Here is a 20,248-nt window from a genome sequence, read left to right as displayed (position 1 = left end):
CGGCCGGACTTCGTTCCTCCGTGCCTCCCAAGTCCCTGGTGAACCATCACTCGCCGTGCTAACTTCGCAGGTCGGTCAGGCGAACCGACTCATGGGGGACAAGTCGGTGGGGAAAGGCGAGGGTTTCGGCGGTCCCGACGGCGGGGTGCCGCGCACGCAGGGTCTGGAACTGCTGTCCCGGCTCACCGGCGCCCTGTGCGAACTGAGCTGCATGGAGGACGCCCAGGGGCGTGTCCAGTTCGCGACCGTGCTCGGCGAACAGCTGGCCCGCACGGTCGACATACGCGGCGTACGGCTCCGCGAGGACGTCGTGGCCATGGTGCGTGCCGCGCTGGGCGTGGCGGGCGGCGAACGCGTGCTGGTGAACGTGGTGGAGCTCTTCGAAGGGGCCGCGCCGGCCGACGAACTCGACCGGCTGCTCGCTCCCGCCGCGCCGCCCCCGGACACCGTCTCCCTCCCCGGCCCGCTCTCCGGCCACGACATCGGCACGGCCCACGCCCTGCTGGCCGACGCCAAAGGGGAGTTGTCCGCGGTACGGCTGCGGGACAGGCTCGCCGAGGAACTCAACGGCCTCTACCTGCCCGCCGGACTCTCGCCCGAACAGCTTCTGGCGCACACCCTGGAATGGAACGTGCAGCCGGACGGGTTACCCCCCGCGGTGCTCCTGGTCGACGTGGCCGCCTCCCTCGCCGCGTCACCCGGTCACCGCGGAGCCCTCCTCAAATGGGTCGACGGCTGGGCCCAGCGCTCGGGCCTGACGGCGGCGGTGGCGCGGCACCGGAGCGCCCGCCGGAAGAGCGCCGACGATCCGGACATCCCCTGCTGTCTCATCGTCGCCGTGGAACCCGCTCGTGACGGCTCCGGCGACATCGTCGTACGTCCCTGGCTGAACACCGTCCCCGGCCACTGGGACCCGCAGCCCGGTGAGCCGGCCGTCACCACCCTGGACGGCCTCGGGCAGGCCGTCGAGCACGCCCTCCAGCAGGGTGCCCGGCTCTGGTCCGCCCCCGCCGGCCAGGACCCGGCCGGGCGCGAACAGCCGACGTACGTCGAGTTCGTCCTCCCGTACGACCTCCTCAATCACGACGTCGGGGGGCTGAGGTTCAGAACCGGTCACGGCCGGCCGCTGCCGCTCGCCCTGAAGTACGGGGTGCACCTGCGAAGTCTGGAGCGGATGCGCACCGACGACGCGATGGTCCGGCGGCAATGGCGCGACCGCTGGCACAGACTGCGGCAGCACGGTGTCACGGTGCACGGCTGGACGGGCGCGGACGCCCAGCGGCTCGACGCCTGGCAGACCGCGCTCGCCGGGGAGACCGGACGCACCGCCGTGGTGCTCGACGCACCCGCCGACACGCCCGCCCTGGAGGCGCTCAAGGCCGCCATCGCGGAAGGCATCTCCCTCGCCATATGGGACCGTCGGGGCGCCTTCGTCGAGGAGCGGCGCGAGGTCGTCACCGCGGTGTTCGCCTCCGTACCGATCGCGGCACAGATCCCCATGGCCATCCACCGGCTGCGCAGGAAGGCCGTCGATCCCGCGCAGAGCCCCGATCTGCTCGGACGCCATATCGCCTTTTTCTGGGACGATCCGACACGACTGGTCGACATCCACACCGACGACGGCGATCTCGCCAACGAGGAGGCACCGGCATGACCGCGCAGGAGGAGCAGACGGCCCCGGACGGCTGGCGGATCTTCCATGCCACGGGCCGGTCTCCCGCCGTCGCCGTGGAACTGCCCGAGCCCCCGCCCTGGCGCCGGTTCGGCGGCGACCCGCTTCAGCCCGCCCCGCCCGACGACCCGGACGGGGCGCAGCGCAGGCTGGGCCCCGACGGGATCGCCCCGCAGCTGGGTTCCGAGGAGATCGACACCGTCAACGCCGCGTTGCTGCTGCGCCGGCCACTGCTGATCACGGGGCCTCCTGGCATCGGCAAGTCCACCCTCGCTTATCTGATCGCGCGGGAGCTGGGTCTCGGCCGGGTGCTGGAGTGGAACATCGTCAGTCGCACCGCCCTGCGCGACGGCCTGTACGTTCATGACGCGATGGGGCGCGCCCAGGCCATCGCCGCCTGGCAGGCGGGGCTGCGGGACGCGGTGGCACCCGGTGCCGACGGGGCGGAGGACGCCGGGAGTTCTCTGACCGATCGTCAAATTCCGCCTCTGCTAGGTGATTTCATCACGCTCGGGCCACTGGGGACCGCTCTGCTGCCCTACCATCGTCCTCGTGTGCTTCTTGTCGACGAGCTCGACAAGAGCGACATCGACCTGCCGAACGACCTGTTGCACGTCCTGGAGAACGGAAGCTATGACGTCCCGGAGCTGGTCCGTGACGCCGCCGACACCGCGAGCGTCCACACCAGCGACCCCGGCGTCCGTGCCGTACTGCGGCAGGGGCGGGTCGAGTGCCGGGAGTTCCCCGTCGTGGTGATCACCAGCAACGGGGAGCGGGAGTTCCCGGCCGCGTTCCGCAGGCGCTGCCTGCCCCTGGAGCTCCGTACGCCCACCCGCGAACAGCTCCTCGCCATGGTCGGCCGGCATCTCGGGCAGAGCGCGCGGCACAGCGAGGACCTGGTGGACCTGTTCCTCCAGCGCGTCCGGGCCGGGGGCACGCACTCCCTGGACCAGTTACTCAACGCTGTCCAGATCACTACCATGGGTGGTTTCCAGGTCGACGGGAACGGGCGTAAGCTCGTGGAAATGCTGCTCCGCGACCTCGCGAAGGGCCGCTGAATGGACAACGGCTTTCCCAGGGAGCGCGCATCCGGACCCGGCGACGGCGGACCCGAATCAGGGGCGTCGCCTCCTTCGGTGTTCCCCGAGTCCGTCGAATGCGCGAGTGAGGTCAAAGGCTCCGTCGCCGCTGCCCCGCCCCGGCACGTGCTGACCCATGACCAGCCGTTCCCACGGCCGGACGGCGAGGACCGGGAGTCACCGCGGTGGCAGGAGGTCGCCGACGCGGTGTGGCTCGCCGCGTACTGGAACCGTCACGGCGGCCCCGCCGGTGCGGGACCGGAAGCAGTGCCGGACCCGGACGCCCCTCCGGCCGCGGGTGCCGCGAAAACGGTCACGACACCCCGCACCGAGGACGAACCGGAACCCGCGACGCCCTCCAGGCGTGCGGATTCGGCCGATCTCGCGACCGGCTCCGGTCTCCCCGCGCTCCTCGCACAGCTCCCGCCCGGCCGGCCCGGCACCCCGGGCCGCGTCGGACCGGCCGCCTCCGCGGACGCGGCCGGAGCCCCCGCACCGGCGCGCGAGCCGCTCCTCGTCGGCGGCGGGCTCTTACCGCACCCCGAGGGCGCCGCCACTCTCCACGTCGGCCGCCCCCTGCTGCCCGACGCCAACCTGCCGCAGTACGGACCCGGCCACCGCACCGCCCTGCTCGCCCGCGCCCTGCACCGGCTCGCCCGCCGCGTACCCTCCCGCGACACCCTGGAGCTCGACGAGGAGACCACCGCCGAGCGAGGGCTCGCCGACGGCATGTGGATGCCGTTCCTCCGCCCCGCCCGCACGTCCGCGTTCGACCTGGTGCTGCTCGCCGACGACGCGCCCACCATGAGGATCTGGGAGGAGACGGTGGCCGGCCTCGCCGAGGCCGCCGAGCACAGCGGCGCCTTCCGCAGCGTCCGCACCCTCGGGGCCACCCTCCCGCGGACCGGGGCCGCCGTCCTGCGCTGGGCCAGCGGCGGAGCCGTCGCGGACCCGTCCGAGCTTTTCGACGGACGGGGCGGCCGGATCTTCCTCGCCGTCACCGACGGACTCGCCCACGGCTGGGCCGCCCCCGCCGCCGACACCCTGCTGAGCCGGCTCGCCCGCTCCGGTCCGACCGCACTGGTCCACCTGCTCCCGCCCCACCTCCGCCACCGCACTTCGATCCGCCCCTACCCGGCGGTCCTCGAGGCCGGTGGCTTCGGCATGCCCAACAACTGCCTCGGACACCGGGCGCCGCCAGACGGCCCCGACCCCCTGCGCCCGCTGCCCGAGGCGGCCGACGACTCCCTGCCCGTCCCGGTGCTCTCCCTCAAACCCGGCTCCGTCGCCGCCTGGGCCGACCTCGTGACCGGCGAGCGAGGAGTGCGCCGCGACCTGCCCGTCGTCCTCGCGGGCACCCTCACCAAAGGCACGCCCGCCCCCGGTCTGCGCGCCCCGCGCCTCCCGCGCGCCGCGGCCGCCGCCGTACGCCGCTTCCTGACGCTCGCCACACCCGCAGCACGCCGTCTTGCCGCTCAACTGGCAGCCGTGCCTTTCGAGTTCGACCTGATGGAACAGCTACGGCGCCGGGTCATGCCGGAGACCGGTCCCGACCACCTCGCCGAGATCCTCATGGGCGGACTGATCGACTGGGGTGACGGAGGCGAGGGCCGCCCCGATTTCGCCGACGGCGTTCGTGAGGCATTGCTGGCCACCACCACCCGGTCCCAACTCGCGCGCACCGTCAGTGTGGTGGGCGACCTGCCGGCCGCCGGCGAGCGGGGCGTCGCACTGCGCGCCGCGCTGCGCGACCCGGCCGGCGCCGCGCTGCCCGATCCGGCCGAGCCCGGCTGGCGGCGCAGTGAACTCGCCGTGATGCGGGCCCTCTCGGGCCCCTACTCCGAACGGGCGAACCGCATCGAACCCGACGTCTCCAGGCTCCTGTCCCACGCGGCCGAACGGGGGTCCGCGGAACCATCCGGAAGCGTGAAAGACCTGGAGGGCGGCGAGTTCCCCGACGACCAGGACGGGAGGCATCCAGGGTCGGACGTTCACGTCACACCTGGAGACGCCGTGCCGAGCCTGGTGACCGAGACCCCAAACGAAGCCCCGGAGGCTGAGCCGCTCATGCAGAGCACCACGACCGCACCGCCGGCCATCATGGTGAACGTTCCCCTCAGGAACACCTCGTTCGTCGGCCGTCAGGCGCTGCTGAGGGCCGTGGAGGAGCAGCTCGAGGCTCAGGACACCGCGGCCGTGCTGCCGCACGCGCTGCACGGCCTCGGCGGCGTGGGCAAGTCCCAGCTGGCCCTGGAGTACATCTACACCCACCAGCACAGCTACAAGGTGATCTGCTGGATCCCGGCGGAGCGGGAGAGCCTCATCCTGACCGCGTTGGCCGGTCTCGCCACCCGGCTGGGTGTCGCCCAGCCGGGACAGGAAGGTACCGCCAATACGGCGGTCTCGGACGTGTTGGACGCGCTGCGCTCCGGGGAGCCCCACGACAACTGGCTGCTCGTCTTCGACAACGCCGAGGACATCGACGTGGTCCGCCAGTACTTCCCGACCAGCGGTCCCGGCAAGGTCATCGTCACCTCCAGGAACCGGTCCTGGGAACGGGTGGCGACCCCGCTCCCGGTGAACGTGTTCGAACGTGAGGAATCCGTCGAGCTGCTCCAGAAGCGTTCTCCCGACCTCTCCGCCGAAGAGGCCGACCGCCTTGCCGAAGCCCTCGGCGACCTACCGCTCGCGGTGGAGCAGGCCGGTGCCTGGCGAGCGGTCACCGGCATGCTCGTCGACGAGTACCTCGCGCTGCTCGCCGAACGCAGCCCCGAGATCCTCGACCTCGACCCGGCTCCCGACTACCCGGTCTCCGTGGCCGCCGCCTGGGACATCTCGCTGGAGCGGATCAAGGAGAACAACCCTGGCGCCCGCCAACTCCTCGACATCTGCGCCAGCATGGCCCCCGAGCCCATCCCGCGGGCCATGCTGCGCGGCGGCCGAGGCGTCAGCATCACGCCCGAGGTGGACCCCATGCTGCGGGAGTCGATCAAACTCAACCGGGCCGTCCGCGACCTCAACCAGTTCTCCTTGATCAAGACCGATCCCCGGACCGACACCCTGCAGATGCACCGCCTGCTGCAGACGGTGCTCCTCGCCAAGCTCGACCAGGAGCAGCGCGGCCGTATGAGGGACGCCGCCCACCAGCTCCTCTCCGCCGCCAAACCGGGCCACTACGCCTCGTCGCGGGAATGGCCCGCCTACCAGGCGCTGCTGCCGCACATCCTCACCTCCCGGGCGGTCACCAGCTCCGACACCTATGTGCGGGAACTCGTCTCCGACACCGTGCTCTTCCTCTACTACTGGGGCAACCACGAAGGGGCCGCGGACCTCGCCCGGCAGGCATGGAGCGCCTGGCTCGCCGAGTCCGGCGAGGAGGACATCCACGTCATCCGCATCACGAAGACCTTCGCCTTCGTCCTGCGTCAGATCGGCCAGATCGGTGAGGCCATCCCGCTGACCGAGAAGGCCCTGGAGGTGTCCCGGCGTATCAACGCCGACCCCGAGGACCTCATCGACTCCCTGTGTGAGATGTCCGACGCCCGTCGCTACCAGGGCCGGTTCGCGGAGGCACGGGACCTCGGCAAGGAGGCCACTGAGCTGGCACGCACCATGTTCGGCCCCGAGGACCCGATCACCCTGCGGGCCACCCACAGCTGGGGGGTCGACCTGCGGCTGTGCGGGCGGTTCGACGAGGCGCTGCCCATGGACCAGGAGAACGCCCGGCAGCGCGAGCATATGTTCGGTTCCAACAACTCCCTCACGCTCAATACGCTCAACGGCCTCTCCATCGACATGCGGGAGAGCGGCGACTACCCGGGCGCCCGGGACTTTCAGAAGGACGTCTACTCCAGGGCCCGCGACGCCATGGGCGAACAGCACCCGCTCACCCTGCGCGTGGCTCGTAACCTTGCCGTCTGCCTCCGCCGGGACGGCGCGCTCGACGAGGCCCTGAAACTCTCCGAGGAGACCCTGGCCCGCTTCGTCGCCCGCTATGGCCCTGTCCACCCCGACTCGCTCTCCACGGCGATCAACCTCTCCGTCGACCGGCGCCTCGCGGGAGGCACCGAAAACCTCAAGAAGTCCTACGAGCTCGGCAAGGAGACCGTGCGGCGCTACGCGTCCCTGTTCGGTGAAGACCACGCGTACACCTTGCTGACCAAGGCGAATCTCGCCGCCACTCTGCGCATGATGGGCGCTCTGGACAACGCCGCGGAACTGGAGGAAGACGCGTCCCGCAGACTGGTGGCCACCCTGGGCCCCGAGCACGTGATGACCCAGACCGTCGACATCGGCCGGGCCAACACCGCTTACGCACGGCTGGATTTCAACCGTGCGTACGAGATCGACGAGGCCAATCTGGCGGCACTCACCGTGTCCGCCGGCGCGGAACACCCGCTGACCCTGTCCTGCACCGCGAACCTCGCTCTCGACCTGCGCGGTCTCGGCCGGGGCGCAGAGGCGGACCAGGCGCGGCGCAAGGCGGTGGAGGGCTTCACCCGGGTGGTCCGTGCCGACCACCCTTGGCTGAAGGCGGCCCGTCTGAACCACCGTATCGAGTGCGACATCGCCCCCATGCCGCTGTAGCGGGGTGGTGCGGACCGGCCGGAGCGGCGTGGTTGCCGCTCCGGTCCGATGTCAGCCCAGGTCCGCCACCGGAGCGGTGCGTGTGTCGTCCCGTTCGGCGGGTGGGGGCGGCAGGTCGGTCGGGTCGTTCGTTCGCCCGCCCGGCCCGCGTTCGGCCAGGCGGCGGGTCAGAAGCAGGAGCGGCTGGGTGGAGAGTGTGGTGGCCAGGGCCATGAACACCAGGACACTGTAGAGCCGGTCGCTCAGCAGGCCCGCCTGCAGGCCCGCGTTGAGGGCGATCAGCTCGGTGAGACCGCGGGCGCTCATCAGGATGCCCACGGTGCGCGCATCGTGCCGGTCCAGGCCGCCCCACCGGGCCGCCACCGCGCCGCTGCCGATCTTCGTCACCGCGGCCAGCGCGGTGACCACCAGCACGGCGACCCATCCCGTGGCCCCCATGCCGTTCAGCACGACGGTCTGACCCGAGATCACGAAGAAGAACGGAAGCAGCAGCGAGCTGACGTCGTGCAGGGGCCGCAGCAGATCGGGGTCGAGCCGGTCGTCCGGCTCCCGGGGTGTCACCACACCCGCCAGCAGCGCACCGAAGATCACATGCAGCCCCAGGGAGTGCGTCACCCAGGCCGATCCGAGGGCGAAGCCGATGAGCAGCGCCATCCGCAGTGAGGGCTCCATGCGCGTACGCCACAGCAGCCGGCGCAGCAGCGGCCGGGCCCCGAGGAGCATCACGGTGACGAAACCGGCCGCGATCACCACCCGCCACGGCCACCCGAGCGCGTGGTCGCCGCCGTTCTCCATCAACGCCCCGGCCAGGACCGTCCAGCAGACCACGTCGAGCAGGCCGGCGGCCGAGACCGCCACCACACCGGGCGCCGTGCGGGCCAGACCGTTCTCCCGCACTATGGCCGTCAGGACGGGGACGGCCGTGACCGACAAGGCGATTCCGGCGAACACCACGATCGACGGCGACGGATCGCGCGGCATGCCGAGGGCGCGGAGCCGCTCCCAGAACAGCAGCGCGCACCCGCCGCCCACCGCCATCGGCACCACGAACGAGGCCGCCGCCACCGCCACCGCGGTACGCGCCCGGTTGCCCAGCAGCTTCAGGTCCAGCTCGTAGCCCACCGCGAACAGGAACACTACCAGGGCGAACTGCGCGAAGCCGGTCAGGGCCGTACCGATCTCCTCGGGGAACAGCGTCTCGTACGCGCCGGGCGCCGCGCTGCCGAGCAGGGAGGGACCTAGCGCTATGCCCGCCGTCAGTTGGCCGACGATGTACGGCTGCTTCAGCTTCCGTGCCGCCCAGCCCGCCGCGTGCGCGGCCACCAGGATCAGGGCCGAGGCCCCCACGAAGTGCGCGATCAGCGTGTCAGGGCTCATGTGTCCCCCTGTGGTCCGGTTATTCGGCCGACCGTGTGCCCGCCGACGGGTTGTCGCACGCTTATGCGAAGTCAACTTTCCCAGGATAAAGGTCGTCTGACGGTGTATCGGATGTTGTACGCGTGCTTGTCCCGAGTCGCAGGAGGCACGCTGGTAGCGGGTCGTGCCCGGCCGTGGGACCGGGGTGCGTTCGACCGCCCCTCCGTGCTGCCGTGCGCCGTCGACGCGCTCCTCGGAGGCGGCGCGTAGGCGCACCGTTCAGGGCCGCCGTTCCGGAGGGGCTGTTTCCAGCCGTGCCGGTACATCTCGCGGACCTCGGGGAATCGGGCCGTACTCTGCGGTACCCGGAATCCGGCAGTACGACTCCGTGCGCACCGGGATGTTGCTGCCCGGGCATCGGCGGCCGGCGGATATTACGGGACCCCGCCTCGCCGCAACGGGGTGTGCGGGGGCGCCACCCACCTGCTCGCCGGCCCCGGGAGGCGCGGGACGGTGCGGCCGGTCGACGTGCTCCGCGGTGCCGCAGGCTCCGAACGCGCGTCTCGGCGGATGAGGCGATGAAGCAAGTTGGCCGATTTCGCCGGTTGTTCGCGCGGTCGATGATGATCGGATGGCGTGATCGTACGGTTTTCGATGCGGGAATCAATGGCCATGATGGATGCAAAGGACACGGGGCACCGCGTGCCACCGTGCGAGAAGGGGGACCCACCTTGCATCAGCCGCCCGCTCAGCGCAACGCCGAAATCGCCGCCGGGGAGCCGGCCCTCGCGGTGGGGACTTCCGTCTGGGAGTCGGATCTGGCGGATCTCGCGGCGCTGCCCCTGATCGCCGTGGATGGCCTCGCTCCCCTCGGTTCCGGCACCCGTCTCCTCGAAGAGGTCCTCCGGTCCCGCGGCGGCGTCCGGGGCGGCGGCGATCCGCCCCGGGCCGAATAGCAGCTCTGCCGTACCGGGAGCGCCCCACCGGGTTCCCGCATGCCCGCCTACAGACCGGAGGCCCGGTGACGAACAGCGAGCAGCGCCCCAGCCCGTTCCGCATGCCCGCTCCCCTCTTCGCGGAACTCGCCGCCGGCGGCCACTCCGCCGAGGCCGTCGCCTTCCTCGAACAGGGCGAGCGCGCACGCCGGTTGCTGCTGCTGCGCACCCTGCTCAAACAGCTCTGGGACCTGCCCACCCCCCTCACTCCGGTCGCGGAGGCCTGGCGGGTGTTCAAGGAGGCGGCCGAGCGGGCGCCCGAACCGGTCGAGCGGCTGCTGCTCGCCCCGACGACCGGCGTCTGGATCGCGCACATGCTGCGCAGGGTGCACGGCACCGCGACCGGGCCGGAGCTGTGGGCGGAGGCGGCCCGGCTGAACACCCTCGCGGTGGTCGCCTCGCTGCACGCCGGCACGGAGACGTCCCTGCGCGTCCCGCTGGACGACGGCGCGCTGCACCTGCCGGGCCTGGGACTGGCCCGGCTCCCGGACGGCGCGGCCGGCCTGTCGGCGGGCAGGGCGGGCACCCGCGCCGGAGAGCTGACCCTGACCGGTCCGGGACGCGACGGCCGCCGGGTGGGCCTGACCTGCCGCCCCGCGCCCGTGCCGGTGGACGGGGCACCACCCGCCGACGACCCCCGCTGGCTCCCCCTGCGTACCCTCACGGCCGGCCCCGTCGCCGTACCCCTGGAGGACCTGGACCCCTACCGCGACCTCGACGACCCCGTGCCGCCCGCCCGGCTGGACGCCGACGAGGCCCTGGCCTGGCAGCGGCTGTTCGACGAGGCCGTCGCGATCCTCGCGGCCGGGAAGGGGACGGGACCCGGGCGGCTCGACCCCGCCGTGATCCGGGCCGTCGTCCCCTGGGCCCGCACCGGCCTGCTGCCCCCGCCGCCGCCCGACGTACGCGTCTCCGCGTCCAGCGGCGACTCCTACGGCGCGATGGTCATCGCCCGCCCCTCCTCGCCGCTCGCCCTGGCCGAGGCGCTGGTCCACGAGTTCCAGCACAGCAAGCTCGCCGCGCTGTTCCACCTCTTCCCGCTGCTGCGCGACGACCGCGCGGAGCGCTACTACGCCCCCTGGCGCCCCGACCCGCGTCACCTCACCGGTCTGCTGCACGGCGCCTACGCCTTCACCGGCGTCGCCGGGTTCTGGCGGGACCGGCTCCGCGACCCGGAGCACGCCGAGACGGCCGCCTACCACTTCGCGCTGCGCCGGACGCAGAGCAGGCTCGTCGTGCGCACCCTCCTCACCAGCGGACGCCTCACCGAGACCGGGCACGCCCTGGTCACCGGTCTCGCCCGGAGCCTGGACGGCTGGCTGCGCGAGCCCGTGCCCCCGGCCGCCCTGACCCGCGCCCGCACCGCCGCCGCCCTGCACCGCACCGAGTGGCGCCTGCGCAACGTCGTCCCGGCCGCACCGTCCGAGCGGCCGGGCGGTCCCCTCCGCCTCCGCCCCGACCGCGCCCCCTGGCCCGACGTCCGCACCCACGCCTTCGCCCTCCCGCCCACCGACCCCCGCACCCCCGACGAACACCTCGCCGCCGGCGACGCCGCCGCCGCGCTCGCCGGGTACGACGACGACCTGGCCCGTGATCCCGGTGACCCGCACCTCCTCGCCGGGTGGATCGTCGCCCGGGCCGGGCTGGAGCGCGGGCCCGGAGCGCGGCGGCTGCTGGCCCGGCCCGAGTCGGTGACCCGGAGGCAGGGGTGAACCCGCGCCCGGAGGGTCAGGATGAAAGGCATGACCTACCACGTCGACTCCGAGACCGGGCGACTGCGCCGCGTCATCCTGCACCGGCCCGATCTCGAGCTCAAAAGGCTCACCCCCAGCAACAAGGACGCCCTGCTCTTCGACGACGTGCTCTGGGTGCGCCGGGCGCGCGCCGAGCACGACGGGTTCGCCGACGTCCTGCGCGACCGGGGCGTCACCGTCCACCTCTTCGGCGACCTGCTCGCCGAGACGCTGGACCTCCCGGCGGCCCGCGCGCTCGTCCTGGACCGCGTCTTCGACGAGAAGGAGTACGGCCCGCTGGCCACCGACCACCTGCGGGCCGCGTTCGAGACGCTCCCGGCACCCGGGCTCGCCGAGGTGCTGATCGGCGGGATGACCAAGCGGGAGTTCCTGGACGCCCACCCGGAGCCGACCTCCGTGCGCTTCCACGCCATGGAACTCGACGACTTCCTGCTCGGCCCGCTGCCCAACCACCTCTTCACCCGCGACACCTCCGCCTGGATCTACGACGGTGTCGCCATCAACGCGATGCGCTGGCCGGCCCGGCAGCGCGAGACCGTGCACTTCGAGGCGATCTACCGGCACCACCCGCTGTTCCGCGCGGAGCCCTTCCACGTCTGGTCCGAGGGACAGGCCGACTACCCGTCCACCATCGAGGGCGGGGACGTGCTGGTCATCGGCAACGGCGCGGTGCTGATCGGGATGAGCGAGCGGACCACCCCGCAGGCGGTGGAGATGCTCGCGCACAAACTGTTCGCGGCGGGCTCCGCCGAGACCATCGTCGCGCTCGACATGCCGAAGCGACGGGCCTTCATGCACCTCGACACCGTGATGACGATGGTCGACGGCGACACCTTCACCCAGTACGCGGGCCTCGGCATGCTCCGCTCGTACACCATCGAGCCGGGCGCGGGGGACAAGGAGCTGAAGGTCACCGACCATCCGCCGGAGCACATGCACCGCGCGATCGCCGCCGCGCTGGGGCTCAGCGAGATCCGGGTGCTGACCGCCACCCAGGACGTGCACGCCGCCGAGCGCGAGCAGTGGGACGACGGCTGCAACGTCCTGGCCGTCGAACCGGGCGTCGTCGTCGCCTACGAGCGGAACGTCACCACCAACACGCACCTGCGCAAGCAGGGCATCGAGGTGATAGAGATCCCCGGCAGCGAGCTGGGCCGGGGCAGGGGCGGGCCGCGCTGCATGAGCTGTCCCGTCCAGCGGGACGCGGTGTGAAGCGCGCCGTACGGCAACGGGCCGCACGGAAACAGGCCGTATAGAAATACTAAACTTCGTATACACTTCCAAGGGTTCGTGTCCCCCATCCCTGGAGCGCCCCATGGCGACTGTCCCGACCGCCCTCGCCGGCCGCCACTTCCTCAAGGAGCTGGACCTCACCGCGCCGGAGTTCCTCGGCCTGCTGGAGCTGGCCGCCGAACTGAAGGCCGCCAAGCGGGCCGGGGCCGAGCACCGGTACCTGCGGGGCAGGAACATCGCGCTGATCTTCGAGAAGACCTCGACGCGTACGCGCTGCGCGTTCGAGGTCGCGGCCGCCGACCAGGGCGCCTCGACGACGTACCTCGACCCGTCCGGCTCGCAGATCGGCCACAAGGAGTCCGTGAAGGACACCGCGCGGGTGCTGGGCCGGATGTACGACGGCATCGAGTACCGGGGGGACAGCCAGGCCAAGGTGGAGGAGCTCGCGGCGTACGCGGGGGTGCCCGTCTACAACGGGCTCACCGACGACTGGCACCCCACCCAGATGCTCGCCGACGTGCTCACCATGACCGAGCACAGCCCCAAGCCGCTCACCGAGATCGCCTTCGCCTACCTCGGCGACGCCCGCTTCAACATGGGCAACTCCTACCTCGTCACCGCGGCCCTGCTGGGCATGGACGTACGCATCGTCGCCCCGAAGGCCTACTGGCCCGCCCGGGAGATCGTCGACCGGGCGCGGGAGCTGGCCGCGTCGAGCGGGGCGCGTATCGCGCTCACCGAGGACGTCGCCGAGGGCGTCGCGGGCGCCGATTTCGTCGCCACGGACGTCTGGGTCTCGATGGGGGAGCCCAAGGACGTCTGGGACGAGCGGATCAAGGCCCTCGCCCCGTACGCGGTGACCATGGACGTCCTGCGTGCCACCGGCAACCCGGACGTCGGGTTCCTGCACTGCCTGCCCGCCTTCCACGACCTCGGCACCAAGGTCGGCCAGGAGATTTTCGAGGCCCACGGTCTGACCTCCCTGGAGGTGACCGACGAGGTCTTCGAGTCGGCGCACTCGGTGGTCTTCGACGAGGCGGAGAACCGTATGCACACGATCAAGGCCGTCCTGGTCGCGACCCTCGCCTGAGCCCCCGCGTCCCGCTCAGACCGGGCGCCGCTGACCCGGCAGCCGGAACCACACCGCCTTGCCGGACTCGGTGGGGCGGTGCCCGCAGGACGAGCTGAGGGCACGGATCAGCAGCAGCCCCCGCCCGTGCTCCTGCCAGGGGTCGGGCATGCCGAGGGGGGTCGGGCGGGTGAGGTCGCCGGGCGGCTCCGGGTCGGCGTCGTGCACCTCGACCTGGCAGCCGGCCGGCAGCAGCCGCACCACCAGCTCTATCGGGGCGCTCCCCGAGGTGTGCTCCACGGCGTTCGCCACCAGCTCCGCCGTCAGCAGCTCCGCCGTGTCGCAGTCGGCGGAGTGCTCCCGCTCGGCCAGCGCCGTACGGACCAGCGCACGCGCCACGGGCACCGCCGCGGTGGTGTGCGGCAGCGCGACGCGCCAGGAGGTGGAGGCGAGGGGAGGTTCGTGCACAGCGAGTCCGTTCATGGAGCGGGCGCTCCTGCTTTCAGCCGCCCATGGTACGGCGCACCCGCTACGGCCCTTCGAGGGGGCGGGCCCCGCCGCGCGCACGGCGGCGCCCGAACGGCGTATCGCGTGCACGTGACGGCAGTCACCGATCGGTGATAACTTCATGGGGCAGAGCTCACTGAGCAGCGCAGTGCCCGCCCTAGGAGGCCGCCCTCATGAGTCCCTTCACCGGCTCCGCCACCCGTACCGCCCGCTGGGAGCATCTGCGCGTCGATATCGCCGACGGTGTCGCCACCGTCACCCTCGCCCGCCCCGACAGGCTCAACGCGCTCACCTTCGGCGCCTACGCCGACCTGCGCGACCTGCTCGCCGAGCTGTCCCGGGAGCGGGCGGTGCGCGCCCTGGTGCTGGCCGGCGAGGGGCGCGGCTTCTGCTCCGGCGGCGACGTCGACGAGATCATCGGCGCCACCCTCTCGATGGACACCGCCCGGCTCCTCGACTTCAACCGGATGACCGGCCAGGTGGTGCGGGCGGTACGGGAGTGCCCGTTCCCGGTGATCGCCGCGGTGCACGGAGCGGCGGCGGGCGCCGGCGCGGTCCTCGCCCTGGCCGCCGACTTCAGGGTCGCCGACCCCAGTGCCCGCTTCGCCTTCCTCTTCACCCGGGTCGGCCTGTCGGGCGGCGACATGGGCGCGGCCTACCTGCTGCCGAGGGTCGTCGGCCTGGGCCACGCCACCCGGCTGCTGATGCTGGGCGACACGGTGCGCGCACCGGAGGCCGAACGCATCGGCCTGGTCAGCGCGCTCGCCGGCGAGGGCGGCGCGGACGAGGCCGCCCGGACCCTGGCCCGCCGCCTGGCCGACGGCCCGGCCCTGGCCCACGCCCAGACCAAGGCCCTCCTGACCGCCGAACTGGACATGCCCCTGTCGGCATCGATCGAACTGGACGCCTCGACCCAGGCCCTCCTCATGAACGGCGAGGACTACGCGGAGTTCCACGCGGCGTTCACGGAGAAGCGCCCGCCGAAGTGGCAGGGGAGGTAGAGGGATGCGCTCGGCCTACCCAGGGACGCGGGACCGTTCCGAATCCGCGGTCACCGCCGCAGGGGCGCGGCCGGCCACGATGGCGCCGCACCCGCCCCACGAGGAAAACCACCCCCTTCGGGTGGCGATCATCGGCGGAGGCCCCGGCGGCCTCTACACCGCCGCGCTGCTCAAACGCCTCGCCCCCGACCGCCAGGTCACCGTGTGGGAGCGCAACGCTCCCGAAGACACCTTCGGCTTCGGCGTCGTCCTCTCGGACGAGACCCTCGGCGGCATCGAACACGCCGACCCGGAGGTCTACGGAGCCCTCCAGCAGGCCTTCGTCCACTGGGACACCATCGACATCGTCCACCGGAACACCCTCCAGACCTCCGGCGGACACCGTTTCGCCGCCCTGGGAAGGCACCGCCTCCTGGAGATCCTGCACGACCGCTGCCGCTCCCTCGGGGTCGATCTGCGCTTCCGGGCCGAGGCCCCCGCCCCCGCCCGGCTGGCGGAGGCGTACGACCTGGTCGTGGCCGCCGACGGAGTCCACAGCACCACCCGCGAGACCTTCGCGGACGTGTTCCGGCCCCGCGTCACCGAGCACCGCTGCCGCTACATCTGGCTGGCCGCCGACTTCGCCTTCGACGCCTTCCGCTTCGAGATCGCCGAGACCGAGCACGGTGTGATGCAGCTCCACGGCTACCCCTACTCCAGCGACGCCTCCACCGTGATCGTCGAGATGCGCGACGAGGTCTGGCGCGCCGCCGGATTCGACGAGACGGACGGGACGGAGTCCGTCGGACGCTGCGCCAAGATCTTCTCCGACGCGCTCGGCGGACGTCCCCTGAAGTCCGGCAACTCCATGTGGACCACCTTCCGCACGGTCGTCAACGACCGCTGGTCGCACGGCAACATCGTGCTCCTCGGCGACGCCGCCCACACCGCGCACTTCTCCATCGGCTCCGGCACCAAGCTCGCCGTCGAGGACGCGCTGGCACTCGCCGCCTGTCTGGACGAACAACCCTCCCTGCAAGCCGCGTTGACCGCGTACGAGACGGAACGCCGGCCGGTCGTCGCCTCCACCCAGCGCGCCGCCCGCGCCAGCCTGGAGTGGTTCGAGGACCTGCCCCTCCACCTCGGCCAGCCACCCCGCCGGTTCGCCTTCAACCTGCTCACCCGCAGCCGCCGCGTCACCCACGACAACCTGCGGCTGCGCGACGCCCGCTTCACCGCATCCGTGGAGCGTGAGTTCGGCTGCCCGCCCGGTACGCCCCCGATGTTCACCCCGTTCCGGATGCGCGGACTGACCCTGCGCAACCGGGTCGTCGTCTCGCCCATGGACATGTACTCGGCGGCCGACGGCGTCCCCGGCGACTTCCACCTCGTGCACCTCGGCGCCCGCGCGCTGGGCGGGGCCGGACTGGTGATGACCGAGATGGTGTGCGTCAGCCCCGAGGGGCGCATCACGCCCGGCTGCGCCGGCCTCTACACCGGCAGACAGGCCGAGGCATGGCGGCGGATCACCGACTTCGTGCACACGCGGGCACCCGGCACCGCGATCGGCGTGCAGCTCGGCCACAGTGGCCGCAAGGGCTCGACCAAGCTGATGTGGGAGGGCATGGACGAGCCGCTCGACGACGGCAACTGGCCCCTCGTCGCCGCCTCGCCGCTGCCGTACCGGCCGGGTGGCCAGGTGCCCCGCGAACTGTCCCGGGCCCACCTCACCGACCTGCGGGAACAGTTCACGGCCGCCGCCGTGCGGGCCGCGCGGGCCGGTTTCGACCTGCTGGAACTGCACTGCGCCCACGGCTACCTGCTCTCCGGCTTCCTCTCCCCGCTCACCAACCACCGCACCGACGCCTACGGCGGCTCACCGGAGAAACGGCTCCGCTTCCCGCTGGAGGTGTTCGACGCGGTGCGCGCGGTGTGGCCCGGGGACCGGCCGATGACCGTCCGGATCTCCGCCACCGACTGGGCGGAGGGCGGCACCACGGCCGACGACGCGGTCGCGATCGCCCGCGCCTTCGCCGCGCACGGCGCCGACGCGATCGACGTGTCGACCGGACAGGTCGTGGCCGACGAGACACCGGAGTTCGGGCGCTCGTACCAGACCCCGTTCGCCGACCGGATCCGGCACGAGGCGGGCGTCCCGGTGATCGCGGTCGGCGCGATCTCCTCCTGGGACGACGTCAACTCCCTGATCCTGGCCGGGCGTACGGACCTGTGCGCCCTGGGCCGCCCCCACCTCTACGACCCCCACTGGACGCTCCACGCGGCGGCCGAGCAGGGCTACGAGGGCCCGGGCGCGGTCTGGCCGGCACCGTACCTGGCCGGCAGCAGGCGGCCCCGGACCGGCCGCACGGACGCGCCCAGACCCCGGCTCGGCCTCGGGAGCTGACCCCGGACGTCACGAGCCCCGCCCACCCTGCGACGCGCCGGAGGCCGGGCGAGGAAGGGGAGAGGACGGGGCGAACGAGCCGAGGAGCGGCCGAGCGGGGCCGGGCCGCTACACGCCGGCGAACACCGCCCCCGCGTCCCGCAGCCGCTCGTGCAGGGAGCGGAAGACGGCCGCCGAGCGGATGCCCGGCCAGTCGGCGGGGAGCAGGGCGGCGGGCAGGCCGGGGTCGGTGTAGGGGAGGTGGCGCCAGGAGTCCAGGGCGAGGAGGTAGTCGCGGTAGGCGTCCTCGGGCGGGGTGTCCGCGCGCCGCTCCCAGGCGCGCAGCACGCGCGCGTGCCGGTCCAGGAACGCCTCGTGCCGCTCGGCGATCCCGGCCAGGTCCCACCAGCGGGCCACCGCCTCCGCGGTGGGCGCGAAGCCCAGGTGCTCGCCGCGGAAGAAGTCGACGTAGGTGTCGAGGCGCAGGCGCTCCAGGGTGTGCCTGGTCTCCTCGTACAGCCGCGCGGGGGCGATCCACACGCCGGGGGCCGCCGTGCCGAAGCCGAGGCCGGACAGCCGGGAGCGCAGCACGTGCCGCTTCTGCCGTTCGGACTCCGGGACGGAGAACACGGCGAGCACCCAGCCCTCGTCCTCCGGCGGATCGGTGGCGTACACGCGGCGGTCGCCGTCGTCGAGCAACTGACGTGCCTCGGGCGAGAGTTCGTATCCGGCCGCGCCCTGTGCGGTGCGCGCCGGGAGGAGCAGGCCGCGCCGTTTGAGCCGGGACACCGAGGAGCGGACGGACGGGGCGTCCACGCCGACCGCGGCCAGCAGCCGGATCAGCTCGGCGACGGGCACCGGACCCGGCACCGAGCGGCCGTACGCGCCATAGAGCGTGACGATGAGGGATCTCGGAGCGTGGGGGGCTTGCTGGTCGGACACGTTGATCATCTTAAGTCGTATGCGGATGACGGGATTCCCCGGCATCACGCACGGCCGTCCCCCGTCCCGGTGCGAGCGCGCAGCCGGAACCTCTGGAGCTTGCCGGTGGCCGTGCGCGGCAGGGCGTCCAGGAACACGATCTCCCGCGGGCACTTGTACGGCGCGAGCTCGGACTTCACGAAGGCGCGCAGCGCCTCGGCGTCGCGTTCCGCGCCCTCCTTCAGGACCGTGTACGCCACCACGACCTGGCCGCGCGCCTCGTCCGGCCGTCCGACCACCGCCGCCTCGACCACGTCCGGGTGGCGCAGCAGGGCGTCCTCGACCTCGGGGCCGGCGATGTTGTACCCGGCCGAGATGATCATGTCGTCGGCGCGGGCGACGTACCGGAAGTAGCCGTCGGGGTCGCGGACGTAGGTGTCGCCGGTGATGTTCCAGCCGCCGCGCACGTACTCCCGCTGGCGCGGGTCGGCGAGGTAGCGGCAGCCGACGGGGCCGCGCACCGCGAGCAGTCCCGGCTCCCCGTCGGGCACGGGCGTGCCGCCGGCGTCCTGCACGCGCGCCTGCCAGCCGGGGACCGGAACTCCCGTCGTGCCGGGGCGGATCGCCTCGTCGGCGGCGGAGACGAAGATGTGCAGCAGTTCGGTGGCGCCGATGCCGTTGATGATCCGCAGCCCGGTGCGCTCGTGCCAGGCCCGCCAGGTGGCGGCGGGCAGGTTCTCGCCCGCCGAGACGCAGCGGCGCAGCGACGAGACGTCGTGGCCGTCGAGTCCGGCGAGCATCGCGCGGTAGGCGGTGGGCGCGGTGAACAGCACCGACACCCGGTGCTCGGCGATCGCGGGCAACAACCGGCCGGGGTGCGCCTGTTCGAGGAGCAGCGCGCTCGCCCCGGCCCGCAGCGGGAACACCACCAGGCCGCCGAGGCCGAAGGTGAAGCCCAGCGGAGGACTGCCGGCGAACACGTCGTCCGCGACCGGCTTCAGCACGTGCCGGGAGAAGGTGTCCGCGATCGCCAGCACGTCCCGGTGGACGTGCATGCAGCCCTTGGGACGTCCGGTGGTGCCGGAGGTGAAGGCGATCAGCGCCACGTCGTCGGCCGCGGTCGGCACGGCCTCGTACGGCGTCGTGGGCGCAGGACGGTGCAGCAGGTCGCCGGGGGAGTCGCCGCCGTAGGTGGTGAGGGAGAGGTCCGGGATCTCCGCCTTGACCAGGTCGTCGACGGACCTGATGTCGCACAGGGCGTGGCGCACCTCGGCGATCTCGCAGATGGTGCTCAGCTCGTGCGGGCGCTGCTGGGCCAGCACGGTGACGGCGATCCCGCCCGCCTTCAGCACCGCGAGCCAGCAGGCGGCCAGCCACGGTGTGGTGGGGCCGCGCAGCAGCACCCGGTTGCCGGGGACGATCCCGAGGTCGCCGGTGAGGAGGTGCGCGAGCCGGTCCACGCGGGCGCGCAGCTCGCCGTACGTCCAGGTCGTGCCGTCGGGGGTGCGGAACGCCGGGCGGCCGTCGGGCGGGCCGTGCAGCAGTGCGGCGGCGCAGTTCAGGTGCTCGGGGTAGTGCAGCTCCGGCAGGTCGAAGCGGAGCTCGGGCCACTGGCCGGGTGGCGGGAGGTGGTCGCGGGCGAAGGTGTCGACGTGCGCGGTGGCCCGTGGGTTCATGACGGTTCGCCCCCTTGGCGTGGTGGGCTCGCATCA

13 protein-coding genes are annotated in these 20,248 nt (G+C 72.6%); 9 read left to right on the top strand and 4 right to left on the bottom strand.

Annotation, left to right across the window (positions count from 1 at the left end):
• Positions 1-91: 91 nt before the first annotated feature.
• The 3 genes from ACF1DX_RS11135 to fxsT are packed head-to-tail and all read left to right on the top strand — an operon-like array spanning position 92 to position 7,338.
• Complete coding sequence (locus ACF1DX_RS11135; protein ID WP_391790908.1) at positions 92-1,654, top strand: hypothetical protein; 1,563 nt, start codon at positions 92-94, stop codon at positions 1,652-1,654.
• A complete protein-coding gene (locus ACF1DX_RS11130; protein ID WP_391790907.1) occupies positions 1,651-2,730 on the top strand; it encodes an AAA family ATPase in 1,080 nt (359 codons plus the stop codon). The genes ACF1DX_RS11135 and ACF1DX_RS11130 overlap by 4 nt, the downstream gene beginning before the upstream one ends.
• Positions 2,731-7,338: an FxSxx-COOH system tetratricopeptide repeat protein gene (gene fxsT / locus ACF1DX_RS11125; RefSeq protein ID WP_391790906.1), complete on the top strand. Its 4,608-nt coding sequence runs from the start codon at positions 2,731-2,733 to the stop codon at positions 7,336-7,338. It begins immediately after the preceding gene.
• Between the two features lie 51 nt (positions 7,339-7,389).
• Here the strand turns inward: fxsT and ACF1DX_RS11120 are convergent, their stop codons facing one another.
• Positions 7,390-8,715: a cation:proton antiporter gene (locus tag ACF1DX_RS11120; protein WP_391790905.1), complete on the bottom strand. Its 1,326-nt coding sequence runs from the start codon at positions 8,713-8,715 to the stop codon at positions 7,390-7,392.
• A 710-nt stretch (positions 8,716-9,425) separates the two neighbouring features.
• Here ACF1DX_RS11120 and ACF1DX_RS11115 point away from each other — a divergent pair.
• The 4 genes from ACF1DX_RS11115 to argF all read left to right on the top strand — a co-directional run bounded on the left by ACF1DX_RS11115 (position 9,426) and on the right by argF (position 13,766).
• Complete coding sequence (locus ACF1DX_RS11115; RefSeq protein WP_391790904.1) at positions 9,426-9,650, top strand: hypothetical protein; 225 nt, start codon at positions 9,426-9,428, stop codon at positions 9,648-9,650.
• A gap of 65 nt (positions 9,651-9,715) precedes the next feature.
• The gene (locus ACF1DX_RS11110; protein ID WP_391790903.1) at positions 9,716-11,401 is read left to right on the top strand and encodes an HEXXH motif domain-containing protein; all 1,686 of its coding nucleotides are present in this window, start codon (positions 9,716-9,718) and stop codon (positions 11,399-11,401) included.
• Positions 11,402-11,431: 30 nt separating this feature from the next.
• Positions 11,432-12,655 carry an arginine deiminase gene (locus tag ACF1DX_RS11105; RefSeq protein WP_391790902.1) on the top strand — a complete coding sequence of 408 codons (1,224 nt, stop codon included), beginning with the start codon at positions 11,432-11,434 and terminating at the stop codon, positions 12,653-12,655.
• A 103-nt stretch (positions 12,656-12,758) separates the two neighbouring features.
• A complete protein-coding gene (gene argF, locus ACF1DX_RS11100; protein ID WP_391790901.1) occupies positions 12,759-13,766 on the top strand; it encodes an ornithine carbamoyltransferase in 1,008 nt (335 codons plus the stop codon).
• A 15-nt stretch (positions 13,767-13,781) separates the two neighbouring features.
• Here argF and ACF1DX_RS11095 read toward each other — a convergent pair whose 3' ends face one another.
• Entirely contained in the window at positions 13,782-14,228 is a 447-nt protein-coding gene (locus tag ACF1DX_RS11095; RefSeq protein ID WP_391790900.1) for an ATP-binding protein, read from the bottom strand.
• 197 nt (positions 14,229-14,425) lie between these two features.
• On the opposite strand from ACF1DX_RS11095, the gene ACF1DX_RS11090 reads away from it, so the two are divergent.
• Positions 14,426-15,253 carry an enoyl-CoA hydratase family protein gene (locus ACF1DX_RS11090; protein ID WP_391790899.1) on the top strand — a complete coding sequence of 276 codons (828 nt, stop codon included), beginning with the start codon at positions 14,426-14,428 and terminating at the stop codon, positions 15,251-15,253.
• A gap of 4 nt (positions 15,254-15,257) precedes the next feature.
• Positions 15,258-17,636 carry a bifunctional salicylyl-CoA 5-hydroxylase/oxidoreductase gene (locus ACF1DX_RS11085; protein ID WP_391790898.1) on the top strand — a complete coding sequence of 793 codons (2,379 nt, stop codon included), beginning with the start codon at positions 15,258-15,260 and terminating at the stop codon, positions 17,634-17,636.
• 108 nt (positions 17,637-17,744) lie between these two features.
• Here the strand turns inward: ACF1DX_RS11085 and ACF1DX_RS11080 are convergent, their stop codons facing one another.
• Positions 17,745-18,566, bottom strand: coding sequence for a PaaX family transcriptional regulator C-terminal domain-containing protein (locus ACF1DX_RS11080; protein ID WP_391790897.1), 822 nt, complete (start codon positions 18,564-18,566; stop codon positions 17,745-17,747).
• A gap of 35 nt (positions 18,567-18,601) precedes the next feature.
• Entirely contained in the window at positions 18,602-20,212 is a 1,611-nt protein-coding gene (locus ACF1DX_RS11075; protein WP_391790896.1) for an AMP-binding protein, read from the bottom strand.
• Positions 20,213-20,248: the final 36 nt, after the last annotated feature.

Source organism: Streptomyces sp. NPDC014676, assembly GCF_043084105.1.
GTDB lineage: Bacteria > Actinomycetota > Actinomycetes > Streptomycetales > Streptomycetaceae > Streptomyces.
Note: the sequence above shows the minus strand (reverse complement) of the source record. Positions and strands in the feature narration are given on the sequence as shown.

What these genes read in the sequence shown, in the direction of transcription:
- ACF1DX_RS11135 (WP_391790908.1), top strand. Translation starts at nt 92, where the DNA reads ATGGGGGACAAGTCGGTGGGGAAAGGCGAGGGTTTCGGCGGTCCCGAC.
- ACF1DX_RS11130 (WP_391790907.1), top strand. Translation starts at nt 1,651, where the DNA reads ATGACCGCGCAGGAGGAGCAGACGGCCCCGGACGGCTGGCGGATCTTC.
- fxsT (WP_391790906.1), top strand. Translation starts at nt 2,731, where the DNA reads ATGGACAACGGCTTTCCCAGGGAGCGCGCATCCGGACCCGGCGACGGC.
- ACF1DX_RS11120 (WP_391790905.1), bottom strand. Translation starts at nt 8,715, where the DNA reads ATGAGCCCTGACACGCTGATCGCGCACTTCGTGGGGGCCTCGGCCCTG.
- ACF1DX_RS11105 (WP_391790902.1), top strand. Translation starts at nt 11,432, where the DNA reads ATGACCTACCACGTCGACTCCGAGACCGGGCGACTGCGCCGCGTCATC.
- argF (WP_391790901.1), top strand. Translation starts at nt 12,759, where the DNA reads ATGGCGACTGTCCCGACCGCCCTCGCCGGCCGCCACTTCCTCAAGGAG.
- ACF1DX_RS11095 (WP_391790900.1), bottom strand. Translation starts at nt 14,228, where the DNA reads ATGAACGGACTCGCTGTGCACGAACCTCCCCTCGCCTCCACCTCCTGG.
- ACF1DX_RS11090 (WP_391790899.1), top strand. Translation starts at nt 14,426, where the DNA reads ATGAGTCCCTTCACCGGCTCCGCCACCCGTACCGCCCGCTGGGAGCAT.
- ACF1DX_RS11085 (WP_391790898.1), top strand. Translation starts at nt 15,258, where the DNA reads ATGCGCTCGGCCTACCCAGGGACGCGGGACCGTTCCGAATCCGCGGTC.
- ACF1DX_RS11080 (WP_391790897.1), bottom strand. Translation starts at nt 18,566, where the DNA reads ATGATCAACGTGTCCGACCAGCAAGCCCCCCACGCTCCGAGATCCCTC.
- ACF1DX_RS11075 (WP_391790896.1), bottom strand. Translation starts at nt 20,212, where the DNA reads ATGAACCCACGGGCCACCGCGCACGTCGACACCTTCGCCCGCGACCAC.